Annotated in this window: 20 protein-coding genes; 12 read left to right on the forward strand and 8 right to left on the reverse strand. The window is 70.7% G+C overall.

Annotation, left to right across the window (positions count from 1 at the left end; genetic code table 11):
• Positions 1-2 precede the first annotated feature (2 nt).
• The 3 genes from ABT004_RS00270 to ABT004_RS00280 all read right to left on the reverse strand — a co-directional run bounded on the left by ABT004_RS00270 (position 3) and on the right by ABT004_RS00280 (position 3,729).
• On the reverse strand, positions 3-1,367 hold the full coding sequence (locus ABT004_RS00270) for an MFS transporter (RefSeq protein ID WP_351330274.1): 1,365 nt from the start codon (positions 1,365-1,367) through the stop codon (positions 3-5).
• A 94-nt stretch (positions 1,368-1,461) separates the two neighbouring features.
• The gene (locus tag ABT004_RS00275) at positions 1,462-2,700 is read right to left on the reverse strand and encodes an acetyl-CoA C-acetyltransferase (protein ID WP_351330275.1); all 1,239 of its coding nucleotides are present in this window, start codon (positions 2,698-2,700) and stop codon (positions 1,462-1,464) included.
• Between the two features lie 114 nt (positions 2,701-2,814).
• On the reverse strand, positions 2,815-3,729 hold the full coding sequence (locus ABT004_RS00280) for a LysR family transcriptional regulator (protein ID WP_351330277.1): 915 nt from the start codon (positions 3,727-3,729) through the stop codon (positions 2,815-2,817).
• Positions 3,730-3,860: 131 nt separating this feature from the next.
• On the opposite strand from ABT004_RS00280, the gene ABT004_RS00285 reads away from it, so the two are divergent.
• Genes ABT004_RS00285 through ABT004_RS00295 form a run of 3 tightly spaced genes read left to right on the forward strand, consistent with a single transcriptional unit; the run spans position 3,861 to position 7,164 of the window.
• Entirely contained in the window at positions 3,861-4,778 is a 918-nt protein-coding gene (locus ABT004_RS00285) for a CoA transferase subunit A (RefSeq protein ID WP_351330638.1), read from the forward strand.
• A 29-nt stretch (positions 4,779-4,807) separates the two neighbouring features.
• Positions 4,808-5,593, forward strand: a complete 786-nt coding sequence (locus ABT004_RS00290) for a CoA-transferase subunit beta (protein WP_351330279.1) — start codon at positions 4,808-4,810, stop codon at positions 5,591-5,593.
• 53 nt (positions 5,594-5,646) lie between these two features.
• Entirely contained in the window at positions 5,647-7,164 is a 1,518-nt protein-coding gene (locus ABT004_RS00295; protein ID WP_351330281.1) for a 3-hydroxyacyl-CoA dehydrogenase, read from the forward strand.
• 1 nt (position 7,165) lies between these two features.
• On the opposite strand, the gene manD is transcribed toward ABT004_RS00295, so the two are convergent.
• Genes manD through ABT004_RS00315 form a run of 4 tightly spaced genes read right to left on the reverse strand, consistent with a single transcriptional unit; the run spans position 7,166 to position 12,424 of the window.
• Entirely contained in the window at positions 7,166-8,383 is a 1,218-nt protein-coding gene (gene manD, locus ABT004_RS00300; protein WP_351330283.1) for a D-mannonate dehydratase ManD, read from the reverse strand.
• Between the two features lie 37 nt (positions 8,384-8,420).
• Positions 8,421-9,986 (reverse strand): mannitol dehydrogenase family protein, encoded by a 1,566-nt coding sequence (locus tag ABT004_RS00305; RefSeq protein ID WP_351330285.1) that lies wholly within the window; start codon positions 9,984-9,986, stop codon positions 8,421-8,423.
• Positions 9,983-11,041, reverse strand: coding sequence for an NAD(P)-dependent alcohol dehydrogenase (locus ABT004_RS00310; protein ID WP_351330287.1), 1,059 nt, complete (start codon positions 11,039-11,041; stop codon positions 9,983-9,985). The genes ABT004_RS00305 and ABT004_RS00310 overlap by 4 nt, the downstream gene beginning before the upstream one ends.
• Before the next feature lie 30 nt (positions 11,042-11,071).
• Complete coding sequence (locus tag ABT004_RS00315) at positions 11,072-12,424, reverse strand: MFS transporter (RefSeq protein ID WP_351330288.1); 1,353 nt, start codon at positions 12,422-12,424, stop codon at positions 11,072-11,074.
• A gap of 107 nt (positions 12,425-12,531) precedes the next feature.
• Between ABT004_RS00315 and ABT004_RS00320 the strand changes: the two genes are divergently transcribed.
• Positions 12,532-13,314, forward strand: coding sequence for a GntR family transcriptional regulator (locus ABT004_RS00320; RefSeq protein ID WP_351330290.1), 783 nt, complete (start codon positions 12,532-12,534; stop codon positions 13,312-13,314).
• Between the two features lie 49 nt (positions 13,315-13,363).
• Here the strand turns inward: ABT004_RS00320 and ABT004_RS00325 are convergent, their stop codons facing one another.
• A complete protein-coding gene (locus tag ABT004_RS00325) occupies positions 13,364-13,936 on the reverse strand; it encodes a TetR/AcrR family transcriptional regulator (RefSeq protein WP_351330292.1) in 573 nt (190 codons plus the stop codon).
• Positions 13,937-14,084: 148 nt separating this feature from the next.
• On the opposite strand from ABT004_RS00325, the gene ABT004_RS00330 reads away from it, so the two are divergent.
• The 8 genes from ABT004_RS00330 to ABT004_RS00365 all read left to right on the forward strand — a co-directional run bounded on the left by ABT004_RS00330 (position 14,085) and on the right by ABT004_RS00365 (position 24,002).
• Positions 14,085-14,819 (forward strand): SDR family oxidoreductase, encoded by a 735-nt coding sequence (locus ABT004_RS00330; RefSeq protein ID WP_351330294.1) that lies wholly within the window; start codon positions 14,085-14,087, stop codon positions 14,817-14,819.
• A 30-nt stretch (positions 14,820-14,849) separates the two neighbouring features.
• Positions 14,850-15,377, forward strand: a complete 528-nt coding sequence (locus ABT004_RS00335; RefSeq protein WP_351330296.1) for a GNAT family N-acetyltransferase — start codon at positions 14,850-14,852, stop codon at positions 15,375-15,377.
• A gap of 117 nt (positions 15,378-15,494) precedes the next feature.
• Positions 15,495-16,778 (forward strand): ABC transporter substrate-binding protein, encoded by a 1,284-nt coding sequence (locus tag ABT004_RS00340; RefSeq protein ID WP_351330298.1) that lies wholly within the window; start codon positions 15,495-15,497, stop codon positions 16,776-16,778.
• A gap of 85 nt (positions 16,779-16,863) precedes the next feature.
• Positions 16,864-17,802 (forward strand): carbohydrate ABC transporter permease, encoded by a 939-nt coding sequence (locus ABT004_RS00345; protein WP_351330300.1) that lies wholly within the window; start codon positions 16,864-16,866, stop codon positions 17,800-17,802.
• A 27-nt stretch (positions 17,803-17,829) separates the two neighbouring features.
• Complete coding sequence (locus tag ABT004_RS00350; RefSeq protein ID WP_351330302.1) at positions 17,830-18,672, forward strand: carbohydrate ABC transporter permease; 843 nt, start codon at positions 17,830-17,832, stop codon at positions 18,670-18,672.
• Positions 18,673-18,677: 5 nt separating this feature from the next.
• Positions 18,678-19,700: a LacI family DNA-binding transcriptional regulator gene (locus tag ABT004_RS00355; protein ID WP_451187698.1), complete on the forward strand. Its 1,023-nt coding sequence runs from the start codon at positions 18,678-18,680 to the stop codon at positions 19,698-19,700.
• A 126-nt stretch (positions 19,701-19,826) separates the two neighbouring features.
• Complete coding sequence (locus tag ABT004_RS00360; RefSeq protein WP_351330306.1) at positions 19,827-21,755, forward strand: cellulase family glycosylhydrolase; 1,929 nt, start codon at positions 19,827-19,829, stop codon at positions 21,753-21,755.
• 6 nt (positions 21,756-21,761) lie between these two features.
• The gene (locus ABT004_RS00365; protein WP_351330308.1) at positions 21,762-24,002 is read left to right on the forward strand and encodes a glycoside hydrolase family 3 N-terminal domain-containing protein; all 2,241 of its coding nucleotides are present in this window, start codon (positions 21,762-21,764) and stop codon (positions 24,000-24,002) included.
• Positions 24,003-24,066: the final 64 nt, after the last annotated feature.

The following is a 24,066-nucleotide window of genomic DNA, read 5'->3' on the forward strand; positions in this document are numbered from 1 at the left end:
GGTCAGGCTCCGTTCGTGGTTGCGGTCGCAGGGCTCCGCCGGCTCTCGTCCTCAAGCGGAGCTTCAAGAGCCAGTTCGTCATGGTTGGGACGCTTGAGCAGGAGCAGCATGCAGCCCAGCGTCAACGCGACCTGGAACAGGGCGTAGGCGATGACCGCGGTGATCGACCCCGTCCGGTTGAGCAGGAACTGGCCGACGATCGGGGTCGTGCCACCGAGGATCGTTCCGCACAGCTGGTAGCACAGGGAGATGCCGGTGTAGCGCAGGTGGGCGGGGAAACGGCTGGCGAGCATGCCGGCGAGGGCCGCGTAGTACAGGCAGTGCGGGATGGTGGCGACGGCGACGCCGAGCATCGCGAGGCCGTAGTTGTTGGTGCTGATGAGCAGGAACATCACCGGCAGCAGCACCAGTTCGGGCACCAGCATGACGGTGACGGCGCGGGACCAGCTCTTCATCTTGGTGGCGAGCACGGCGCCGAAGGGCTGGACGATGACCTGCGTGATGTTGGCGACGAGGATGATCGTCAGGAACGTACTGCGGTCGAAGTCGAGCTCCGTGGTGGCCCACGACAGGGCGAACGTCGACTTGAAGTACGTCGCGGACAGGCCGATGGTGCAGGCGCCGATACCGAGGGCGATCAGGCCGGGGTGGCTGCGCAGCACCTCGGTGAGCGGAAGCTTGACGACTTCCTTCTTCTCGATGAGCTTGGCCATGGCCGGGGACTCGGCGACCTTGAGTCGGACCAGCAGGCCCACCAGGACGAGGACCGCGGAGGCGAGGAACGGCACGCGCCACCCCCAGGACATGAAGGACTCGTCGGGCAGCTGGCTGATGGCGAGGAAGCTCAGCGTGGCCAGGGTGTTGCCGACGGGCGAGCCCTGCTGGGCGAACGCCCCGTACAGCACCGACTTGCCCTTGGGCGCGCTCTCGGAGGCGATGAGGACGGAGCCGCCCCATTCGCCGCCGAGGCCGATGCCCTGGATCATGCGGATGCAGACCAGCAGGATCGGCGCGGCGACGCCGATGGAGGCGTAGCTCGGCAGCAGGCCGATCGCGGTGGTGGAGATCCCCATCATCAGCAGCGTGATGACGAGCGTCTTCTTGCGGCCCAGGCGGTCGCCGAAGTGACCGAAGACGATGCCGCCGATCGGGCGGGCGAGGAAGCCGACCCAGAAGGTGGCGAAGGCGACCAACGTGCCGATGGCGCCGTCCAGTTCGGGGAAGAACACCTTGTCGAAGGCGAGCGCCGCCGCGGTGCCGTAGATATAGAAGTCGAACCACTCGATGGTGGAGCCGACGAAGGCACCGAATCCCGCTCTGTTGGCGGTTCTGGTCTCCGCACGCGAGGTGGCGGTGGACGCACTCATGGGTCGCTCCGTGAACGTCGTTGATCAAGCGGATGGGGACGGGTGGGGACTGCTCTGGGGAGTGGGGAGTGGGGAGTGGGCGTACTCAGGTGTGTCAGGCGGGGACGCGCTCGAAGACCGCGGCGAGCCCCTGGCCCCCGCCGATGCACATGGTCTCCAGCCCGTACCGCGCCTCGCCGCGCTGCATCTCGCGGGCGAGCGTGGCAAGGATGCGGACACCGGTCGCGCCGACGGGGTGCCCGAGGGAGACCCCGGAGCCGTTGACGTTGATGCGCTGCTCGTGGTCCTTTTCGCCGAGGCCCAACTCGCGGGTGCAGGCGAGGACTTGGGCGGCGAACGCCTCGTTGACCTCGATCAGGTCGAGGTCGGCGAGGGTGAGTCCGGCGCGCTCCAGGGCGGCGCGGGTGGCCGGGACGGGGCCGATGCCCATGGTCGCGGCAGGGACACCGGCGCGGGCGAAGGAGACGAGGCGGACCAGCGGGGTGAGGCCGAGGCGTTCGGCGGTGGCGGCGCTGGTGACGAGGCAGGCGGCCGCCGCGTCGTTCTGACCACTGGCGTTGCCCGCGGTGACGGTGGCCTCCACGTCGGCCTTGCCCATGATGGGCCGCAGCGCGGCGAGTTGCTCGGCGGTGGTGTCCGGGCGCGGGTGTTCGTCGGCGCTGACGATGGTGTCGCCCTTGCGGCCCCGTACGGTGACGGGCACGGTCTCCGCGTCGAAGCGGCCCTCCTCGACGGCACGCGCGGCACGCTGCTGCGAGCGCAGGGCGAGGGCGTCCTGGTCCGCGCGGCTGATGGCGTACTCGCGGCGCAGGTTCTCGGCGGTCTCGATCATGCCGCCGGGCACGGGGTGGTGGATGCCGCCCGCGGTGACCCGGCCGCGCGCCAGCGAGTCGTGGAGCTGAAGCCCAGGACCCTTGATGCCCCAGCGGCCCTCGTGCGTGTAGTACGGGGCGGCGCTCATCACGTCGACGCCACCCGCGATCACGACCTCGCTGAACCCGGCCCTGATCTGCATGGCGGCGTCGAGGACGGCCTGAAGTCCGGAGCCGCAGCGCCGGTCGATCTGGACGCCGGTGACGGAGTCGGGAAGGCCGGCGTCCAGGGCGGCGACGCGGCCGATGGCCGGGGCGTCGGAGGAGGGGTAGGCCTGCCCGAGGATCACCTCGTCGACCCGGTCCGGGTCGATTCCGGTGCGGGCGACGAGCTCGGCGATGACGCGGGCCGCGAGGGCCGCGGGCGTCTGCTGGGCGAAGGCCCCGCCGAAACGCCCGATGGGGGTGCGCAGCGGTTCGCAGATGACGACATCGGCCTGGTCGTGCGTGGCTTCAGGCACAGCGGAACACCTTTCGGGCGGCTCAGGGAGGTGAGCCGACCATCGCACCCGACCGCTGAGTCGGTCCAATACCAAGTTTTCGATCCATCAAGACGGATGGCGTCTCAATCTCTCCTACGCTCGATCCCCGTCAGCACTCCCGGGAGTCGGCAGCGCCTCCTCGCACACCGCGAGCACCGCACGCAGCGCGGCGGAGGGGTTGTCGGCCCGCCAGGCAAGGGCCGCCTGGCGCCGGATGGGCGGTCCCGCGAGGGACCGGTAGACGAGCCCGGTCTGCTGGATGTGCCGGACCGATGACACCGTGAGCGTGACACCGACGCCCGCCGCGACGAGCGCCAGGATCGTGTACGAGTCCGGGGCCTCCTGCACCACACGCGGATTGAACCCGGCGGCCTCGCAGGTCTCGACCATCGCGTCGCGCACCGTGGAGCCGGCGTTCGCGGGGAAGGAGACGAAGGGCTCGTCGGCGAGGATGCCGATGGGGATCTCGTCGAGCGCGGCGAGGTGGTGGTCGGAGGGCAGCGCGCACAGCAGCTCCTCCTCGTCGATGACCCGGTGGGCCACGCCCGGCTGTGTCACCGGGAGCCGCACGAAGCCGAGGTCGAGCGAGCCGTCCGCGACCCGGTCGAGCGCGACGTTGGCGTACGTCTGGCCCTTCATGACCAGTTCGAGGGCCGGGTGCGCGGCCCGCACAGCGCGGGTGAGCCGCGGCAGTGTCTCGTGGCTGGAGGCGCCCGCGAACCCGATCGTGACCCGGCCGAACTCCCCGCGCCCGGCCGCCTTCGCGGCCCGCACGGCGGTGTCGAGGTCGTCGAGCACGGTCCGTACGGGTTCAAGGAAGGACTCCCCCGCACTCGTGAGGCGCACGGAGCGGGTATTGCGCTCGAAGAGCTGGACGCCGAGCTCCTTCTCCAGCTGCCGGATCTGCTGACTCAGCGGCGGCTGCGCCATCTGAAGCCGCTTGGCGGCCCGGCCGAAGTGCAGTTCCTCGGCGACGGCCGTGAACGCGGTGAGATGACGCAGCTCCACGAGCCCGCCCCCATTCATTAATCTGCGGTCTTGGTGAGACCTTAATTTGGTATTGGACGGCAATCAATAGGCGCTGAGACGGTAGGTCGACCACCAGGCACTCACCGAGGAGCACCGTGTCACCAAAGGTCATGTCGATGAAGGAGGCCATCGCCACCTTCGTGCACGACGGCGCCACCGTCGGCATCGAGGGCTTCACCCACCTCGTCCCCACCGCCGCCGGACACGAGATCATCCGGCAGGGCCGCAGGGACCTCACGGTGGTCCGAATGACGGCGGACATCGTCGTGGACCAGATGCTCGCCGCGGGCTGCGTCTCGCGCCTCGTGTCCTCCTTCGTCGGCAACTCCTCCGCGGGTTCGCTCGGTGAGCTGCGCCGCAGGGTCGAGCGGGCGGACCCGGCGCCGCTCGCCTTCGAGGAGTACAGCCACTACGGGATGATCTGCCGCTACCTGGCCGGCTCCCAGCGGCTCCCGTTCTACCCCCTGCGCTCGTACGGCGGCAGCGACCTGCCGGGCATCAACGACGCGCTGCGCAAGGTGACTTCGCCGTATCCGGGCCCTGACGGCGAGGAGGAGCAGATCTACGTCGTCCCGCCCGTGAACCCGGACGTCACGATCATCCACGCGCAGCGCGCCGACCGCCGGGGCAACACCCAGATGTGGGGTCTCACCGGCGTCCAGGCCGAGGCCGTGTACGCGGCCGACAAGGCGATCGTCGTCGTCGAGGAGCTGGTCGAGGACGACGTGGTCCGCTCGGACCCCAACCGCACGCTCGTCCCCGCGCACGCCGTGGACGCCGTCGTGGTGTGCCCGCGCGGCGCGCACCCGTCGTTCGCCCAAGGCTATTACGACCGCGACAACGCCTTCTACCGCGCGTGGTCACACATCAGCAAGGACCCGCAACGCCTCCAGGAGTGGCTGGCGGAGTGGGTGTACGGGACGGCCGACCACGCCGAGTACGTCGCCAAGCAGGGCGAGGAGTTCTGGGCGGGCCTCGCGGTCGGCGAGGCCCTCAGCGAACCGGTGAACTACGGACAGCGACTGTGAGCGCGACACACGAGAAGGATCTGACCACCATGACTGCCGCCACGCCCGAGACCGCAGAATCGGTCACGTCCTCGGAGCTGCTCTCCGTCGTCGCCTCACGTGAACTGGCCGCCCGCCGCACGGTGTTCGCCGGCATCGGCCTCCCCACCCTCGCCACCGAGCTGGCCCATCTGACGGTCGCCCCGCAGATCGAGGTCGTGTACGAGTCCGGGGTGTGCGGCGCGCACCCCTCGCACCTCCCGGAGACCATCGCGGACGCCGTGCTCATCTCGGGCGCGGAGGCGGTGCTGTCGATGCCGGCCCTGTTCGGCTGCGTGCTCCAGGGCGGACACATCGACGTCGGCTTCCTCGGCGCCGCGCAGATCGACCGCTGGGGCAACCTCAACACCTCGGTCATCGGCGACTGGGAGCGCCCCTCGGTACGGCTGCCGGGCTCCGGCGGCGGCGTCGAGGTGATGGCCAACTCCCGTGAGGTCTTCGTCGTGATGCGCCGGCACAACCCACGCTCCTTCACCGAGACCCTCGACTTCTGCACCACACCCGGCCCCGACCGGGCACTCGCGGAGGGCATCCGGCCGCTGGGTGTCGGTGTCACGCGTGTCATCACCGAGCTGGGCATCCTGTCCCGCGAGGGCATCGGCGAGGAGCTGCGGCTCACCGCCGTCCACCCCGGTGTCACGGTCGAGCAGGTCAAGGAGGCGACCGGCTGGGACCTCCAAGTGGCCGACCGTGTCGGTACGGTGGAGCCGCCGGGCGCGGCGGAGCTGCGGCTCCTGCGCGAGGATGTCGACCCTGGCCGGGTCTATCTCCGCTGACACACACTTCCCGTCGGCGCGTCTTCCGTACCTACGAAAGGTCTACAACTGCCATGCGTATCAGGATCGTCGGCGCCGGAGCCATGGGCCGCGGCATCGCCCAGTGGGCGGCGAGCGGCGGACACACCGTCGAGCTGGGAGACGTCCGGGCGGAGGCGGTGCGGGAGGCCGTCGACTTCGTGCGGTCCATGCTGGAGCGTGCGGTCGCCAAGGGCCGGATGTCCGCCGAGGACAGCGCGGCTGCGGTGGCACGGCTGATCCCGCTGGACGACCCGTGGGCGCCGGGTCCCGACGTGGAGTTGGTGGTCGAGGCGGTACGGGAGGACCTGGACACGAAGGCCGAGGTCTTCGGAAGGCTGGAGCAGGCGCTCCCGGCCACCACCGTCTTCGCGACCAACACGTCCTCCCTGTCGGTGACACGGATCGCGGCGGCGCTCGACGACCCGACGCGCCTCGCGGGCCTGCACTTCTTCAACCCCGTGCCGCTGATGCGCATCGTGGAGGTGGTGCCGGGCGCCGCGACGCGCCCCGAGATCGCGCCCGCCCTCACTGCGCTGGTGGAGAGCTGCGGCCATCGCGCGGTGACGGTGTCCGACACTCCCGGATTCCTGGTCAACCACGCCGGTCGCGGCCTGGTGACCGAGGCGCTCGCACTCCTTGAGGAGTCGGTGGCGACACCGGCGGACATCGACCGGGTCGCCCGCGATGTACTGGGCCTGCGGATGGGCCCGTTCGAGCTGATGGACCTCACCGGGCTCGACGTCACGGCGGCGGTCATCGACTCGATCTGGCAGGGCTTCCGCCACGAGCCCCGGCTCCGCCCGTCCTACCTCACTCCAAACCGGGTGACGGCGGGCCTGCTCGGCCGCAAGACCGGACAGGGCTGGTACGCGTACGGGCCCGATGCCCCGGCCCCGTCCTCGGTCGCGGAGGCGCCGGTGACGGGGAACGCGGACCGGCCCGTGTTCGTGGCGGGCGACGACACGGCGCTGCGGGACGCCCTGACCGTCACTGGGGCCACCGTCGAGACAAGTGAACGGCCGTCGGCCGACGCTCTCGTCCTGGTCCCGGTCTGGGGCACCACCGTGGCCGACGCGGTCGCCGCCCACGGACTCCCCGCCGAGCGCACGTTCGGCGTGGACCCGCTGTCCGTGGCGAGTGGCCGCCGGGTGCTGTCGGTGACTCCGGCGGCAGACCCGGCCGCCGCACGCGACGCGCGTGCGGTGCTGGCGCGCGGCGAACACCACGTGACGCTCGTCCGTGACACCGCCGGTTCGGTGGCGCAGCGCCTTCTCGCCTCCGTGGTGTCGGTCGCCGCCTCGATCGCCGAGCGTTCGCTCGCCGCCCCCGCGGACATCGACCTCGCCGTGACGCTCGGCCTCGGCTACCCCACGGGACCGCTGGCCCGGGGCGATCAGGTCGGCGCCGCCCGCATGCTGGACCTGCAACGCGCCCTGCACACCACCACGGGCGATCCCCGCCACCGCCCCACCCGCTGGGTCACTGAACGCGCCCAGCTGGGCCTGCCGTTGACGGCGGCGGGGACCGCGCCGCAGGACTGCCTCGACTGACTCACCAGTCGTGCACGCCGCCGTCCTTCAGCCGGTTCACCGGCAGGTATTTGCGCTCGTACGGGAACCTCGCGGCGGCCTTCTCGTCGAACTCGACGCCGATGCCGGGGCGGTCGCCGGGGTGCATCAGGCCGTCCTCGAAGGTCCAGGACGTGTGGAACACCTCCTCGTAGCCGGGGAGGTGGGCCATGTACTCCTGCATGCCGAAGTTCGGCACCGACAGGTCGAGGTGGAGCGCGGCGGCGAACGAGGCCGGGGAGAGGTCACCCGCGCCGTGCGAACCGGAGCGCACCCCGTACAGCTCCGCGAGCGAGAAGATCCGGCGCAGGTGTGTGATGCCGCCCGCGTGGGAGACGGAGGCGCGGATGTAGTCGATCAGCCGGTTGCTGATGAGGTGCTGGCAGTCCCAGATCGAGTTGAAGATCTCGCCGACCGCGAGCGGCGTCGTGGTGTGCTGCCGGATGAGGCGGAAGGCCTCCTGGTCCTCGGCGGGTGTCGGGTCCTCGATCCAGAACATGCGGTACGGCTCAAGGGACTTGCCGAGCCGGCCCGCCTCGATCGGGGAGAGCCGGTGGTGCACGTCGTGCAGCAAGTGGAACCCGTAGCCGAACTCCTCGCGGACGGCGGCCATGTACTCGGGAACGAAGTCCAGGTAGGCGCCGGTGTCCCAGACCTCCTCGGTCGGCAGGTTGCCGTCGGCGGGCTCGTAGGTGTCGCCATCACCCCTGCGCATGCCGTAGACGCGCTCCAGGCCGGGCACCGCTGCCTGGGCGCGGACCGCGCGGAAGCCCTTGTCCCTGAACCGGCGTACGTCGTCGAGGAGTTCGGGGATGGTGTTGCCGCTGGCGTGGCCGTAGACGGTGACACCGTCGCGGGCCGCGCCGCCGAGCAGCTGGTAGACGGGCAGGTTCGCGACCTTGCCCTTGATGTCCCACAGGGCGACGTCGACGGCGGCGATGGCGGTCATGGTGACCGGCCCGCGCCGCCAGTAGGCGCCCTTGTACATGTACTGCCACAGGTGCTCGATGCGGGCCGGGTCCTGGCCGATGAGCGTCGGGCAGACGTGGTCGCGCAGGTAGGAGGCGACGGACAGCTCGCGGCCGTTGAGGGTGGCGTCGCCGATGCCGGTGACACCGTCGGAGGTGGTGATCTTCAGGGTCACGTAGTTGCGGCCGGGACAGGTGACGAAGACCTCGGCGGACGTGATGGTGGAGGACATGCGGGTGCCGTTCTCTCGGGCGTCGTGGGATGGTGTGTCAGTCGCGGGTGGCGGCCGCCCGCAGCGCGGCTTCGGCTCCGTGGGCGTCCAGGATCCGGGCGAACTCGGCGACGGTATCGGCGAAATCGCCGTGCCCTGCCGCCTCTTGAGGCAACAGACCGCCTTCGGCGAGCAGCAGGCGGGCCTTTCCGTCGGGGCCGCTCGCGCGGGATGCCAGTTCGGTGAGGCGGGCGCGGGCGCCGTCGTGGACGGTGCCGAGGCTCCGCTCGTCGTACGCGTCGTCGGCCGTGATGACCCGTACGTACGCGGCGAAGCCGAGCGCGAGGACGCGCGGCACGCGTCCGGCGGCCAGTGCCTCGGTGAGGGTTCCGGCCCAGCGCACGGGGATCTTCAGGGAGCCGTCGGAGCCGACCTGGGCGGTGCGGTGGCCGAGCGCCGGGTTGGCGAAGCGGTCGAGGAGTTCGCCGATGTAGTCCGCACCGGACATGCCGACGGGTTCGGGGACGGTCGGCATGATCTCCTCACGCATCGCGAACTCGACGACTTGGCTGAGGAGTTCATCGTCCACGGCCCGGTCGATGGAACGGTGGCCGCGCAGCAGTCCGAGGTAGGCGAGCAGGGAGTGCGCGCCATTGAGGAGGCGCAGCTTCATCAGCTCGTACGGCGCCACGTCCTCGGTGAACACCGCGCCCGCCTGCTCCCACGCGGGCCGTCCCGCGCGGAAGTCGTCCTGCATGACCCACAGTTTGTACGGTTCCGCGGGCACCGGCACGGTGTCGCGGACGCCGAACGCGCGGGCGGCCAGGGCGCGGTGCTCGTCGGTGGTGGCGGGCGCGATCCGGTCGACCATGCCGTTCGGCGTCGACACGCGGCCGTCGGCGTACGCCTGAAGGTCCTCGCGTTCGGCGGCGGGCAGCGCGGCGATGAACTCGTCGAGCAGCGACCGGAGTCGGTGCCCGTTGCCCATGAGGTTGTCGCAGCTGAGGAGCGTCACGGGCGGGGAGCCGGCGCGCTGGCGCTGTTGCAGTCCGCGCGCGATGAGGCCGATGGCGGTACGCGGGGTGGCTCCGCCCACCAGGTCGGCGCGGACGAGCGGGTCGTCGAGGTCCAGGCGGCCGTCGGCGCCGAACGTGTAGCCCTTCTCCGTGACCGTGAGGGAGACGATGCGGGTGGTGGCGGCGCCGATGGCGGCGACCACGTCCGCGCCCTGCCCGTCGGCGACCAGCCCCTGGTGGTGCACACCGGGCACACTCGCGGCGACGGCACCGCCGCGGTGCAGGGTGAGCACGGTGTAGAGCCCGTCCTGTTCGGCCATGCCCTCGATCACCGGCCGGGGCCGGGTGCCGGGTGTGGTGGCCACACCGGTGATCCCCCACGGCCCGTCGGTGTGCCGCAACGCGTCGGCGGTGTACACGGCCTGATGGGCGCGGTGGAAGTTCCCGAGGCCGAGGTGGACGATGCCGGGGGCCAGATCAAGCCCTGCCTGCGATTGAGGCGCGGGGTATGGGGCAGAGCCCCAATCCTTTCTGGCCCCCGCGGCGGTTGAGCGGGCCAGGGACGCCCGGCTCAGCCTCGGAAGCACACTCCGGTCGACCCCGCTCACACGCCCACCCCGCCGACCGTGACGAGCACCTTCATCTGCGTCCGGTCGACCAGCGCGGAGCGCAACGCCTCACCGGCCCGCTCCAACGGAAACTCCGCAGTGACCAGCTCCCCGAGCCGCACAGGCCCGCCCCCGGCCAACCGCACCGCCGCCCCGAAGTCTCCGGCTGCGTACCGGAAGGAGGTGACCAGGGACATCTCCTGCCGCTGCATCCAGGCCAACGGCAGCGCGGTCTCGGGGCGGTTCGGGTTGCCGACGACGACGGCGGTGCCGCCGGGCCGCAGCGCGCGGATCCCGGACACCAGGGCGGGGCCGACGCCCGAGCAGTCCAGGACGGTGCCGTAGCCGTCCGGGTCGGCGAGCGCGTGTGCCCGGTCGGGGTCGGGGGTGAGTTCGGCCGCGTCGACGGTCCGGGCGCCGAGCCGGGCCGCGAACTCGCGCCGGGCCGGGGCCACGTCGGACACCGTCACCAGCGCTCCACTGGCGGCGGCGACCTGAGCGACGAGCACACCGATCGGCCCGGCACCGGTGACCAGAACCCGCTCACCCGGAGCGATACCGGCTCGGCGCACCGCGTGCACGGCGACCGCGAGCGGTTCGACGAGCGCGCCCAGCTTCACGTCCATGCCCTCGGGCAGCGGATGCACGAAGTCTCTTGGTACGGCGACGAGTTCGGTCAGCGCACCGTTGGTGGGCGGCGAGCCGAAGCAGGTGCCCTTCGGGCACAGGTTGTAGCGCCCGGCCCGGCACAGGGCGCAGCGCCCGCAGGGGTGTGCCGGCTCGATCGCGACAGGTGTGCCGTGGGGCAGGTCCTCCGTGCCCGCGCCGTGGCCGACGACGAACCCGGCCGGTTCGTGGCCGAGGACGGTCGGCTGCCGCAGCACGTTGGGCCCGTTCTCGCCGTGCTCGTAGTAGTGCAGATCGGAACCGCACAGGCCGACGGCGCGGACGGCGACGAGCACCTCGCCGTCACCCGGCTCGGGCACCGGACGGTCCTCTACGCGCAGGTCCTTGGGCCCGTGCAGCACGGCGGCGCGGTGCGTGGTGGTGGCCACGGGGCGCTCCTTTCGTAGGGGTCTCTCTGGCTAGCGGACCGGCAGCGGTTCGACGCGCTTGATGACGAAGGCATACGTGAGGGCGCCGACGATCGACAAGGCGCCGGAGACGAGCAGCGGCACCAGGTACGAGCCGCCGGACGCCGCCAGGAGGAAGCCGGTGACGATCGGGCCGAGGGCGCCGGCGACGTTCGAGGCGAAGTTCTGGATGCCCGCGAGGGAGGCGACATGGCCGGCGGTGGGCGCGACGTCGGCGGGCAGCGAGGCGACGGACGCGGTGGCGAAGGTCAGCGAGGCGTAGCTCAGGGAGAGCAACGCGAGCGCGCCGGACGCGGTGGGCACGACGACGGCGAGCGCGATGACGGAAGAGCACAACGTGCCGGAGATCAGGCAGGTCTTGCGGACCTTGGTGGTGGACCAACCCTTGCGAAGGAGCCGGTCGGCCGTGTACCCGCCGAGCAGTGAGCCCATGATGGCGACGAGGCCGGGGACGGTGCCGAAGAAGCCGAGCGAGAGGAGGTCGAACCCGCGCTCGTCGACGAGGTAGCTGGGGAACCACGTGATGAAGAAGTAGATGACGTAGTTGAGGCAGAAGAAGCCCAGCATCATGCCCCAGACCGTCCGGTACCGGAACAGGTCGCGCCAGCGCACCTTGGGCGCGCCGTCCTTCTCGGCGGGTGTCTCCTCGATGCGGGCGCCACCGGCCTCGATGTACTCGCGCTCTTCGCTCGTGAGCCGCGGGTGGTCGGCGGGCTCGTGGTAGAGGCGCCACCAGCCGACGATCCACAGGAAGCCGAGCAGTCCGCAGACGACGAAGGCGGCCCGCCAGTGGAAGACCGAGACCAGCATCGTGACGAGCGGCAGGGCGATGGCGGTGCCGACGCGGGCGCCGTTGTCCCACACGCTGTTGGCGAGGGTGCGCTCGTGCCGTGGGAACCAGCGCGAGACGGCCTTCGCGGGCGCCGGATAGCCGGCGGCCTCGCCCGCGCCGAGCAGCATCCGCGCCCCGATGAGCGAGCCGACGCCGCGCACCAGGCCCATGCCGATGGTGGCCACCGACCACCAGATCGCACCGAGCGCGAAGACCCGCTTCACGCCGTACTTGTCGAGCAGCGCGCCCGCGGGCAGCTGGCAGATCGCGTACGTCACGAAGAACGCGCTGAGGACGAAGCCCTGGGTCTCGGGGCCGATGTGCAGGTCCTTGGACATGGTGGGCAGCGCGACGCTGAGCGTGGAGCGGTCGAGGTAGTTGACCGCGAGGCCGCCGAAACAGAGCACGGCGATGCCCCAGCGGACGTTCTTGCCTCGGCCGCGGGGACGGGGTGGCGGGGTCGTGCCGGACGGCGTCGTCACCTCGGTGTCGGTGACGGGGTGGCTGGTCATCGTTGACCTCCGGTCGGAAGCGGACCTGTCACTTTGTACCCGTGCAGCTGCTTACATACAAGCCTTGTATGTAAGAATTTCCGCAGCTGAGGTGAGAGGGTGACGACATGCGGGACGAGCAGCGACGAAGCAGGAATACGGCCCGGCGGACGCCGGAGGAGGCGACACGGGCCACACCCAGGGAGTCCAACCGGGCACGGGTGCACGCGCTGCTGCGCTCGCGCATCACGTCCCTCGAACTGCTGCCGGGCGCCCCGCTGTCGGAGAACGAACTCGCCGCGGAGCTCGACGTCAGCCGCACCCCGGTGCGCGAGGCGCTGATCCTGCTCGGCGAGGAGTCGCTGGTCGACATCTTCCCGAAGCTCGGTACGTTCGTCTCACGGATCAGCGTCGACGCCGTACTGGAGGCCCAGTTCATGCGCGAGGCGCTCGAACTGGCCGCGCTGCGCGAGGCGGTGAAGCGGGCCGACGACCAGGACATCGCGGCGCTGCGCGCGATCCTCGACGCGCAGCGCGCCGCGTTCGATGCGGCGGACGACGACCTGTTCTTCGAGCAGGACGAGGCCTTCCACCGCCGTCTGATGGAGGCCAGCGGCCACCGCACACTGTGGCGCACGGTCACCACGGCCAAGGCACACCTCGACCGCGCCCGCCGCCTGAGCCTGCCGCTGCCACGCCGCATCGAGCACCTCATCGACGAGCACCGGGCGGTGGTCGACGCCCTGGAACTGCGCGACGCGGCGCGGGCCGAGCAGGCGCTGCGAAGCCACCTTCAGGGCGTGTTCGACGACATCGGCACGATCCAGGCCGAACGTCCCGAACTCTTCGTGGAATCCGGGGAGTTGCCCGCGCCCAGCAGACCCCGCGCCCACCCCGGACTGCGCGCCTAAGCGGCCTTAGTCGCCTGAGCCGCCGTAATCGCCTTATTCGCCTGAACGCTCAGGCCGTGCGCCTCAGTCCGTCCAGGGTGAGGTCGAGGAGCCGCTCGGCCTGGGCGCGTTGTCCGGGCCCGGCGGAGGTGAGGGCGATGCCGGCGAGCGCGGCGAAGATGTCGCTCGTGGGGATGTCGTCGCGGATCGCCCCGGCGCACGTACAGGCGTCCATCAGCTCGGCGATGGACGCCTCGATCATGTCCCGGCTGTGCCCGTACGGGTTGCCGCCATCGGCGGCCATGGCGCGCAGTGCGTCGGCCATGCCGTACTTGGCGCTCGCGTAGTCCATGAAGCGGCGGGTCCACGCGCGCAGCGCCTCGTACGGCGGGTGCGCCGCGAGCAGCTCGGTGGCGGCCTCGCAGAGCCGGGCCACCTCATTGCGGTAGGCCGCTTCGATCAGGTCCTCGCGGGTCGGGAAGTTCCGATACAGAGTCGCGCTGCCGACGCCCGCGGCCTTGGCGATGCGTTCGAGACCCACGTCGAGGCCGTCCTCGGTGAATGCCCGCACCGCGGCGGCCAGGATCTTCTCCCTGTTGCGTCGCGCGTCCGCTCTCAGCGGCCGCTCGGTACCTCGGCCCATCGCCGGCCCCTTTCGTGCCCACTTGCTAAGTGGAGGCTACCCCACTTATGGTCACACCGTCAGCCTAAGTGGGGACTCCCCCACTTTCACCCTGGGGCACGGCTCTGGCCTACCCACACCTACTCCCACTCCCCGGAAAGGGCCACCCATGTCAGGAATCGAAGGCAAAGTCGTGGCGATCACCGGCGCCAGCAGTGGCATCGGTGAAGCCACTGCGCTGCTGCTCGCCGAGCGCGGCGCGAAGGTCGTGCTCGGCGCCCGCCGCCCCGAACGCCTGGAGGACCTGGCGAACCGCATCGAGAAGTCCGGCGGCCAAGTCACCTGGATCCGCACGGATGTGACGGTGCGTGAGGATGTGTCCGGGCTGGTCGAGTTGGCGCGCAGCCGCTTCGGCCGCATCGACGCTCTCGTCAGCAACGCCGGGATCGGACCGATCTCCCCGCTCGACGACCTGCGGGTCGAGGACTGGGAGAACATGATCGACGTCAACTTCAAGGGCGTCCTGTACGGGATCGCGGCCGCGCTGCCGGTCTTCCGGGAGCAGGGCACGGGCCACTTCGTCAACGTCGTCTCCACCGCGGGACTCCGCATCGTCCCGACGCAGGCGGTGTACGCCGCCACCAAGAACGCGGTCCGCACCCTCTCCGAGGGCCTGCGCCAGGAGGCCGGGGCCGGTCTGCGCGTGACGGTGGTCTCGCCGGGCATGACCCGCACGGAGTTCACCGACCACATCGCACCCGAGGTACGGGACCAACTCACCTCGTCCATGGGCGACATCGGCATCCCACCGGAGGCCATCGCACGCGCCATCGCCTTCGCCGTCGAGCAACCGGACAACGTCGACGTCGGCGACATCGTGGTCCGCCCCACGGCCCAGGGGTAGTCCCTCCCGACCTCCTGTTGGCGTGCGCCGATGGACGAACTGAGGCTCGCCGCCTGGCCGCCGGAGCCGATCAGGACCGAGCGGCTCGTGCTCCGTGGGTCCGAGACCCGGGACCGCGCCGCGTTCATCGACTTGCTCGCCTCGCCGGAGGTGCACACCTACCTCGGCGGCCCCCGGTCGCGCGTCGCACTCGAACGCGAATTGCCCGCGGTGCCCGAACGGTGGCCGGGAAGCTTCGTCGTCGAACTCGACGAGACGATGATCGGCCAGATCCTGCTCCGCAGGACGCCGGGACACCAACGCCCGGCCGCCGCCGGCAAGGCCGATCTCCGCTATCTGTTCCTGCCGCGGGCCTGGGGGCTCGGGTACGCGTCCGAAGCGTGCACGGCGGCACTGGACTGGCTCGCCGCCACCCTTCCCGGCGAACCGGTGGTGCTCACCACCCAGTCCGCCAACACCGCCTCGATGCGACTCGCGGCAAAGCTGGGCTTCACCGAGGTCGAGCGATTCGAGGCCTGGAACGCCGAGCAATGGCTCGGCATTCGAGCCTCCCGCTGAGCCCCACCCCGTAACACCCCAACCGCTCCAAGGGGTTGACCCCCCTCCGCTTCCTGCATACGGTGCTCGCACCCCAAAGGTATATCGATATACCAACGCGACAGGAGGCCTCCCGCCTTGCGCTCACCGATGAATCGACGCGGCTTCATGGCTCTGGGTGCGGGTCTCGCGGCGGTGCCTGCGCTCAGTGCGTGCGGTGCGCTCGACGCCTACGGCTCGGACCCCGACACCCTGGTGATCCACAGCCAGATGGGCGGGAACGCCCCCGGCTCCCCCACGTTCCGCGCGGTCGTGAACCAGTTCCGCAAGGAAAACCCGGACATCACCGTGAAGAACCTGATCAACGGCGACGACCTCGGACAGGTCTACGAGACCTCGCGCCTCGCACGCGCCGAGGCCGACGTCGTGATGGTCAACCTCTACGACAAGACGCTGTCGTGGACCGAGGTCGGCGCCACCGTTCCGGTCGGCGGGTACCTCGACGACTGGGGGCTGCGCGAGCGGATCATCCCGAAGGCCGTCACCGAGTGGACCGACACCGAGGGCCGGCTACGCGCCTTCCCCTACATTGGGACGAACTGGCCGATCGCCTTCAACCACGCACTCCTTGAGCGCGCCGGGGTCGACGCCCCGCCGACCACCTCCGACGAACTCTTCGCCGCCGCAAAGAAGTTGCGCGGCAAGGGCATCACCCCGTTCACGGTGGGCGGCAACGACTGGACGGGCCAGAAGCTGCTCGCCCAGATCATCCAGACGTTCCTCACCCCCGCCGAGGCCCGGCACCTGTACCGCACCGGTGACTTCAGCGGCTCGCGCGGCGCACAGGAGGGCATCGGCTACTTCGTGGATCTGCGCGACGCCGGGGTGTTCGCCGACAAAGCGCAGGGCCTCACGTCGGACGCGATGACGACGCAGTTCAACACCGGCCACGCGGCCATGCAGTCGGCGATGTCCTCCGCCCTCGCCAGCGTCCCCGACAACGTTGTCAAGACCACCTCGGTCGGTGGCTTCCCCCTCACCGACGGGGCCGCGCAGAAGAAGCCGACCATCCTGCGCACGTACACCGTCTCCGGTTTCTGGATCAGCCCGAACGGCGTGAAGAAGATCAAGGCGGTGGAACGGTTCATCCGCTTCATGTACCGGCCCGAGGTCGTCGACCGGTTCGTCACCGAGGGCGGCCGTGACATGTCGGTCGTCACCGAAGCGCTCAGCACGAACTTCCCGCTGGTGGCGAAGGCTCAGCAACTCGGCGACTCCGTCGGCCAGGTGGTGCTGCCGGACCAGTACATCCCGTCCGTCGCCGCGCAGCCGCTGATCCAGGCGACCTCGACCGCTTTCACCCCCGGCACCTCCGCGCGCGCCATCCGCACGGCGCTGGAATCCGCGTACCGCTCCACCTGAGCCCGCCCGTGGAGAACACCGAGAGCGCCCAGCACACCGATGGCGCCGGATACGTCGAGAACGTCCAGAACGGAAGTCGACCCCGATGACGATCACAACGCCTCGGCCCAGCGTCCCCGCGGGCCGGACCCCCACCCCCGAAAAGCCCGGCAGCAGCCGCAAGCGAGGCGGCCGGGGCAGCACGATCCTCGCGCTGCCCGCGCTCGTCTGGTACCTGCTGTTCATGGTCGGCCCGATGGTCGCGATCTTCGTGATCGCGGCCCTGCACTGGCCGGGCATGCTCCAGCCGGTGTCCTTCGCGGGCCTCGACAACTTCCGTACGGTCTTCGCCGATCCGGCCTTCTGGGCGGCCGTGCGCAACACGGCGGTCCAGCTGGTGATCGCGCTGCCGGTGATGATCGTGTGCGCGTACATGGTCGGCTACTACGTGGCGCAGAAGCCGCCGGGCCATCGCGTCATCCGGTATCTGCTGTTCGTGCCCGGCCTGATCTCGACGCCGGCCAAGGCGATGGTCTTCTACGCCGCCCTCTCCCCCGACGGCCTGCTCAACGGCGCCCTGTCGGGTCTGGGCCTCGGCTCCCTCACCGATGCCTGGCTGGCCAGTTCGTCGACGGCTCTGTACTGCCTGATCGCCCTGGACGTCTGGGCGGGCATCGGTTTCACCGCCGTGCTGTTCGCGGCGCGCCTGTCCAGCGTTCCCGAAGACCTGGGCGAGGCCGCGCAGTTGGACGGGGCGGGGCACTGGCGGACGATGTGGCGCATCCACTTCCCGGTCGTGCGGGACTACGTGGGTGTGGTGACGATGCTTCAGCTGCTGTGGACGCTGTTCGGCTCCGCGCAGAACGTCCTGCTGCTCACCCAGGGCGGCCCCGGCACCTCGTCGACGACGCTGTCCTTCCTCGTCTACCAGAAGGCGTTCATCGAGGCGGACCTCGGATACAGCCAGGCCGTGGGCGTGATCCTGTTCCTGGCCGGGCTCGTGGGCCTGCTGTCCGTCCGCCGTGTCTTCCGCGCCAGCCACTGAGCCTTGAGCCGATCGGAGCTGTATCCCATGAGCAAGAGTCATGCGAAGTTCGGCCGGTCGTGGTGGCCCGCGCACATCCTGGTGTGGGGGTACGCGGTGCTGCTCGCGGTGCCGCTGTACTACTTCGTCGCCTCCGCGTTCAAGTCCAATGACGCGATCTTCGCCAACCCCCTCGCACCTCCGACCTCGTTCGGACTCGACAACTTCACGACGGCGTTCCGGACCGCGGGCCTGGGCACCGCGGTGGTGAACTCGGCGCTCGTGACCGTGCTGGCCCTGGTGTTGACGCTCGGGCTCGCGGTTCCGGCGGCGTTCGCGCTCGCCCGTTCCGAGGGCCGGGCGGCGTCGGTGATCGAGAAGGTGTTCTCGCTCGGCTTCCTGATCCCGACGTTCGCCGCCCTGTTCCCCACGTTCCTGCTCGCGGCCGCCACCGGCCTCTTCCACACCCGTACGTTCATGGTGCTGCTGCTCCCGGCGACCGCGCTGCCGCTGTCGGTGGTGATCCTGGTGCAGTTCATGCGGACCATCCCGAAGGAGATGGAGGAGGCGGCACGCATGGACGGTGCCTCGACCTTCGCGGTGCTGCGGCACATCTATACGCCGATGTGCATGCCCGGCATCGCCACGGTGCTCCTCCTCAACTTCCTGAGCTTCTGGAACGAGTACCTGTACTCCCTCGTCCTCATCGGCCCCGACCCCGACCTGCGAACGATCCAAGTCGCCCTGCCCACACTGAAGTCGGTGACCGGCACGGACTACGGTGTACTGACGGCGGGCACCGTGCTCACCCTCGTCCCGGTGTGGATCGTGTACACGGTGCTTCAGAAGAGGATGCAGACGGCTCTGGTCAGTGGCGCGGTGAAGATGTGAGTGCGCTGGGAAAGCGGACGCCGGGCAGGCGCCCCACCATCAAGGACGTGGCGGCCGCGGCCGGGGTGTCACCGGCCGCGGTGTCGAAGGTGTTCAACGGCACGGGCCGCATCTCCGAGCAGACCCGCCGCCGCATCCAGGACGCGGCCACGAACCTCGGCTGGTCGCCGAACGCGGCGGCGAGCGCCCTGCGCCGCTCCCGCAGCCACACCATCGCCCTCGTGGTGCGCCGCCCCAGCGACGTCCTGGGCACGGACCCGCACTTCAGCGAGCTGATCAACGGTCTGGAGAGCGAACTCGCGCCGCGCGGCTACGGTCTGCTGCTCCACCTCGTCGCGGACGTCGACGAGGAGGGCCGGCTGTACGAGCGGCTGGCCGCCGAGGGGCGGGTGGACGGTGCGGTGCTCACGGAGAGCCGTATCGACGACCCGCGCCCGGCCCAACTGCGGCGCCTGGGGCTGCCGTTCGTGCTGCTCGGCGGCCCTGACGGGGTGATGCTCAGCCACCAGGAGACCGGTGTCACTGAGGCCGTCGAGCATCTGCTCGACCTCGGTCACCGGCGGATCGGCTACGTGTCCGGGCCGCCGGAACTGGTCCACTCCGGGTTCCGGCAGGGTGTGCTCACCGATGTGCTCGCCAGGGCCGGGCTCGCCCCGGCCGCCGTGATCCCCACGGACTTCGGCGCCGAGGCCGCGATCGCCGCGACGGAGCGGCTGCTGGCCCTCTCCCCCCGGCCCACCGCGATCGTGTACGCCAACGACTCGATGGCCATGTGTGGCATCGGCGCCGTCCAGCGCGCGGGCCTGTCGGTTCCGGGCGACCTGTCCGTCATCGGCTACGACGACCTGCCGCTCGGTCGCTGGCTGCATCCACGGCTGACCACCGTCGACCAGCGGGTGACCGTGGTGGGTGCGGCGGCTGCGCGGGTGCTGCTCGCGGAGGTGGGCGAGGAGGGTGTGCCCGCGCCCGACCTTGCGGACAGCCCCCGGCTCGTCGTACGCGAGTCGACCGGGCCTGCCGCCTCGTAGGTCATGCCGCAGCGACTGGATTTCCGCACCGGCGTTGCGGACTCGGGGCTCCGCCCCGGACCCCGCTGGCTCTCGTCCAAGAGCGGGGCTTGATAGATCATTCTCGGCACCACTGTTTGGAGCACCATGCGTCGCCACAGCGCCCAGCTGTCCCACCACCCCGCCGTCCTGCCCTGGCTCGGTGCCAACTACTGGTCCCGTACCGGCGGTCCGCTCATGTGGCGGAACTACGACCCCGCCGTCGTGCGCGAGGAGCTCCGGGCCCTCCGCGGCCACGGCCTGAACATGACGCGCTCCTTCTTCTACTGGCCCGACTTCCACCCTGAGCCGCACCGCATCGACGAGGAACTCTGCGACCGTTTCCGGGACTTCCTCGACGCACACACCGAGTTGGGCATGGGCAGCGTCCCCACCTTCATCGTCGGCCACATGTCCGGCGAGAACTGGGACCCGGCCTGGCGCGGCAACCGCGATCTGTACGAGGATGTGTGGATGGTCGGCCGGCAGGCGTGGTTCGCGAGTGAGATGACACGCCGGTTCAAGGACCACCCGGCGGTGACCGGCTGGCTGATCACCAACGAGATGCCGGGGTACGGCCGGATCTACCAGGTCGACCCGCCGGCCTCGGACGTGGTGACGGCGTGGGCGCAGTTCATGTGTCAGGCCGTGGTGGCGGCCGGGGCCACGCAGCCGGTGTCGCTCGGCGACGGCGCGTGGGGCATCGAGGTCACCGGCAAGGACAATGGCTTCTCGCTGCGTGACACCGACCAGTACGTCGATTTCGTCGGCCCGCACGTGTACCGCTCGGACACGGACCGGCCGCGCCAGCACTACCGGGCCGCGTTCGAGTGCGAGCTGGCGGCGGTCACGGGGAAGCCGGTGATTCTGGAGGAGTTCGGCGTGTCCACGGACACCGTCTCCGCGCGCAACGCGGGGGTCTACTACCGGCAGACCCTGCACAACTCGCTGCTCGGCGGCGCGACCGGCTGGATGGCGTGGAACAACACGGACTACGACGACCTGTGGGAGCAGTCGCCGTACGACCACCACCCGTTCGAGATGCACTTCGGGATCACGGACAGCGCGGGCCGCCCGAAGGAGCCGCTGCGTGAACTCGCCGCGTTCGCCGACGTGTTGAAGACCGTGGACTTCCCGCGATGCCGCCGCACGGACGCCGGTGCGGCGCTCGTGGTTCCGGCGTTCCTGGAGAAGGGCTACCCGTACAGCCGTCCCGCCGACCGGCCGCTGATCTTCGGCTCGCTGCACCAGGGGTACGTCGCCGCGCGCGGCGCCGACCTCCCCGTGGGCTTCGTCCGCGAGGTCGACGGGCTACCGGAGGACGGTGACGTACAGCTGTATCTGCTGCCGTCCACGCGGCAGTTGACGACGCGTACGCGGCGCGGTCTGGAGGAGCGGGCGCGCGCGGGGGCGACGGTGTACCTGTCGTTCTGCTCGGGCGAGTACCCGGGAACGCGCGGGCCGTGGTTCCACGACCTGGACGGCCTGTTCGGGGTCGAGATGCAGCTGTCGTACGGGGTGGCTGAGCCGATCGAGGACGACGAGCTGGCCATGACGTTCACCGAGGACTTCGGTGATGTGCGCGCCGGTGAGACGTTGCGCTTCGCCGTCGCGGGGAACGAGGACAGCCGTGCGTGGCTGCCGGTCGTCCCGGACGGTGCGCGGGTCGTCGCGACGGACGCGCACGGCCGTCCGGCGCTGCTCGTCAACGAGATCGGCGCGGGCCGGACGATCCTCGCCACGTACCCGCTGGAGCACATGGCCGCACGCTCGGCGCAGGTGAACCCGGAGCAGACGCACCGGCTGTACGCGGCGCTCGCCGATGTCGCGGGCGCGGCTCGCCCGGTGACCGTGGACACGCCGCTGGTCAGCGCGGACACCCTCGTACACGAGGACGGGCGGCGGTTCTTGTGGCTGGTCAGCCAGGCGGAGGAGGAGCTGACGGTGCGTCCGTCGGACCGGCTCGGCAAGCCGCTCGACGAGGTGACGCTCGCACCGTACGGGGTGCGGGTCATCGAACTGGACACGGAGGCCTGACACACCATGGAGCTGTACCAGGACGCGGGAGCGCCGGTCGCCGACCGGGTGTGTGACCTGCTCGGCCGGATGACGCTGACCGAGAAGGTCGGCCAGGTCAACCAGCGGATGTACGGCTGGGACGCGTACGAACGTACGGCGGAGGGGCACCGGCTCACGGACGCCTTCCGCGAGGAGGTGTCTCGGTTCGACGGGATGGGCGCGCTGTACGGACTCCAGCGGGCCGATCCGTGGTCCGGTGTCACCTTCGCCGACGGCATCACGGCGGCGGACGGGGCGCGGGTCGCCGACGCGGTGCAGCGACATGTCATCGAGCACACGCGACTCGGCATCCCCGTCCTGATGGTGGAGGAGGTGCCGCACGGCCACCAGGCGCTCGACGGCACCGTGCTGCCGGTGAACCTGGCGGTCGGCGCCACCTGGGACCCGGACCTGTACCGGGAGGCGGCGGCAGCCGCGGCGGCCGAACTGCGGGCCCGTGGCGGGCACGTCGCGCTCGTCTCCGCGCTCGACCTGGTGCGGGACCCGCGCTGGGGCCGCGCGGAGGAGTGTTTCGGCGAGGACCCGTACCTGGCGGCGCGGCTCACCACGGCACTGGTGGAGGGGATGCAGGGCGCGGGTGGGACTTTCGGTGCGGACCGGGCCGCCGTCGTGCTCAAGCACTTTGCGGGGCAAGGGAGTTCGGTGGGCGGGCGGAACAGTGCCGCCACCGAGATCGGCGCCCGCGAGCTGCACGAGATCCACCTCCCGGCGGCCCTCGCGGGCGTGCGGGCAGGGGCGGCGGGCGTGATGGCCGCGTACAACGAGTTCGACGGCCTGCCGTGTGCGGCCTCGCACGACCTCCTCACCGGGTTGCTGCGCGAACGCTGGGGCTTCGAGGGCCTGGTGATGGCGGACGGCTGCGCGCTCGACCGTCTGGTGCGGCTGGCCGGCGACCGGCCGTCGGCGGCGGCGCTCGCGCTGTCGGCGGGCACGGACCTGAGCCTGTGGGACGGGGTGGTCCCGGAGCTGGGGACGGCGGTGGAGCGCGGCCTCGTCCCGACCTCGGTGTTGGACACGGCGGTGGCCCGCGTCCTGACACTGAAGTTCCGCCTCGGTCTCTTCGAGCACCCCTACGCCACCGAGGGGTCGCCCGAACAAGGGGTCCACACACAGGAGTTGAGCGAACGAATCGCGCGCGCCTCGATCACACTCCTGCACAACAACGGGGCGCTGCTCCCCCTCGGGTCCGACAAGAAGCGCATCGCCGTCATCGGCCCGAACGCCGACTCGATCCCGCAGCAGATCGGCGACTACACATCACCCCAGCGCCCGGACAGCGGTGTCTCGGTGCTCGCCGGGCTGCGGGAGACCGGCGCGGATGTGACGTATGCGCGCGGCTGTGACCTGGTGGGCGACGACTGTTCGGGGATCGCGGAGGCCGTGGAGCTGGCCGCCGCGTCCGATGTCGCGGTGCTCGTGCTCGGCGGCTCCAGCGCACGCGAACACGACACGCTCTTCGATGACAACGGCGCCGCGGTCATCGCCACCGGCAACCCGACGGAGATGACCTGCGGCGAGGGCGTCGACCTCGCCGACGTCCGGCTCGGCGCCGGGCAGCGGGCGCTCGCCGCGGCGGTGGCGGCGACCGGTACACCGTGCGTGGCGGTGCTGATCCAGGGCCGACCGCACGCGGTGCCCGAACTCGCGGGCGGGGCAGGCGCGTTGGTGAGCGCGTGGTACCCGGGCCCGTGGGGCGGCCGAGCCGTCGCGGACGTCCTCCTCGGCGCCTGCGAACCCAGCGGACGGCTCCCCCTCTCGGTCCCCCGCTCCTCCGGCCAACTCCCCGTCTTCTACAACTCCAAGGACCACGGCTTCCGCGGCTACGTCGACGAACCCGGCACACCCCTCTACCCCTTCGGCCACGGACTGTCGTACACCACCACCGAGTTCGGCACGCCACGCGTCTCCGAGGGGGTGTGCGAGGTCGAGGTCACCAACACCGGGGCCCGGCCGGTCCGCGAGACGGTGCAGCTGTACGTGCGCCGGGTCGACGGCGCGACGTCCTGGCCCCGCGTCCGTGAACTGCGCGGCTTCCAACGCGTGGACCTGGCACCGGGCGAGAAGGCCACGGTCACCTTCGCCCTCGACGACACGGTCCTCGCCTCGGTGACCCGCTCCCTGGACCTGGCCGTGGAACCGGGCACGTACGAGATCGAGACCGGGCCCTCCTCGGCCTCCACGCGGTCCGCGACGCTGACCGTCTGACCATCCTCGGCGGTGAACCCGTTCCGGCTCTGGCGCGTCACAGGGGCACCGGAGCCGGCCAAGG

Origin of the sequence: Streptomyces sp. NPDC002790 (genome assembly GCF_040295505.1) — a bacterium.
GTDB lineage: Bacteria > Actinomycetota > Actinomycetes > Streptomycetales > Streptomycetaceae > Streptomyces.

Coding starts and splice junctions, on each gene's coding strand:
- ABT004_RS00270 (WP_351330274.1), bottom strand. CDS start 1,367: ATGAGTGCGTCCACCGCCACCTCGCGTGCGGAGACCAGAACCGCCAAC.
- ABT004_RS00290 (WP_351330279.1), top strand. CDS start 4,808: ATGACTGCCGCCACGCCCGAGACCGCAGAATCGGTCACGTCCTCGGAG.
- ABT004_RS00315 (WP_351330288.1), bottom strand. CDS start 12,424: ATGACCAGCCACCCCGTCACCGACACCGAGGTGACGACGCCGTCCGGC.
- ABT004_RS00350 (WP_351330302.1), top strand. CDS start 17,830: ATGAGCAAGAGTCATGCGAAGTTCGGCCGGTCGTGGTGGCCCGCGCAC.
- ABT004_RS00285 (WP_351330638.1), top strand. CDS start 3,861: ATGTCGATGAAGGAGGCCATCGCCACCTTCGTGCACGACGGCGCCACC.
- ABT004_RS00330 (WP_351330294.1), top strand. CDS start 14,085: ATGTCAGGAATCGAAGGCAAAGTCGTGGCGATCACCGGCGCCAGCAGT.
- ABT004_RS00335 (WP_351330296.1), top strand. CDS start 14,850: ATGGACGAACTGAGGCTCGCCGCCTGGCCGCCGGAGCCGATCAGGACC.
- manD (WP_351330283.1), bottom strand. CDS start 8,383: ATGTCCTCCACCATCACGTCCGCCGAGGTCTTCGTCACCTGTCCCGGC.
- ABT004_RS00365 (WP_351330308.1), top strand. CDS start 21,762: ATGGAGCTGTACCAGGACGCGGGAGCGCCGGTCGCCGACCGGGTGTGT.
- ABT004_RS00360 (WP_351330306.1), top strand. CDS start 19,827: ATGCGTCGCCACAGCGCCCAGCTGTCCCACCACCCCGCCGTCCTGCCC.
- ABT004_RS00345 (WP_351330300.1), top strand. CDS start 16,864: ATGACGATCACAACGCCTCGGCCCAGCGTCCCCGCGGGCCGGACCCCC.
- ABT004_RS00295 (WP_351330281.1), top strand. CDS start 5,647: ATGCGTATCAGGATCGTCGGCGCCGGAGCCATGGGCCGCGGCATCGCC.
- ABT004_RS00325 (WP_351330292.1), bottom strand. CDS start 13,936: ATGGGCCGAGGTACCGAGCGGCCGCTGAGAGCGGACGCGCGACGCAAC.
- ABT004_RS00320 (WP_351330290.1), top strand. CDS start 12,532: ATGCGGGACGAGCAGCGACGAAGCAGGAATACGGCCCGGCGGACGCCG.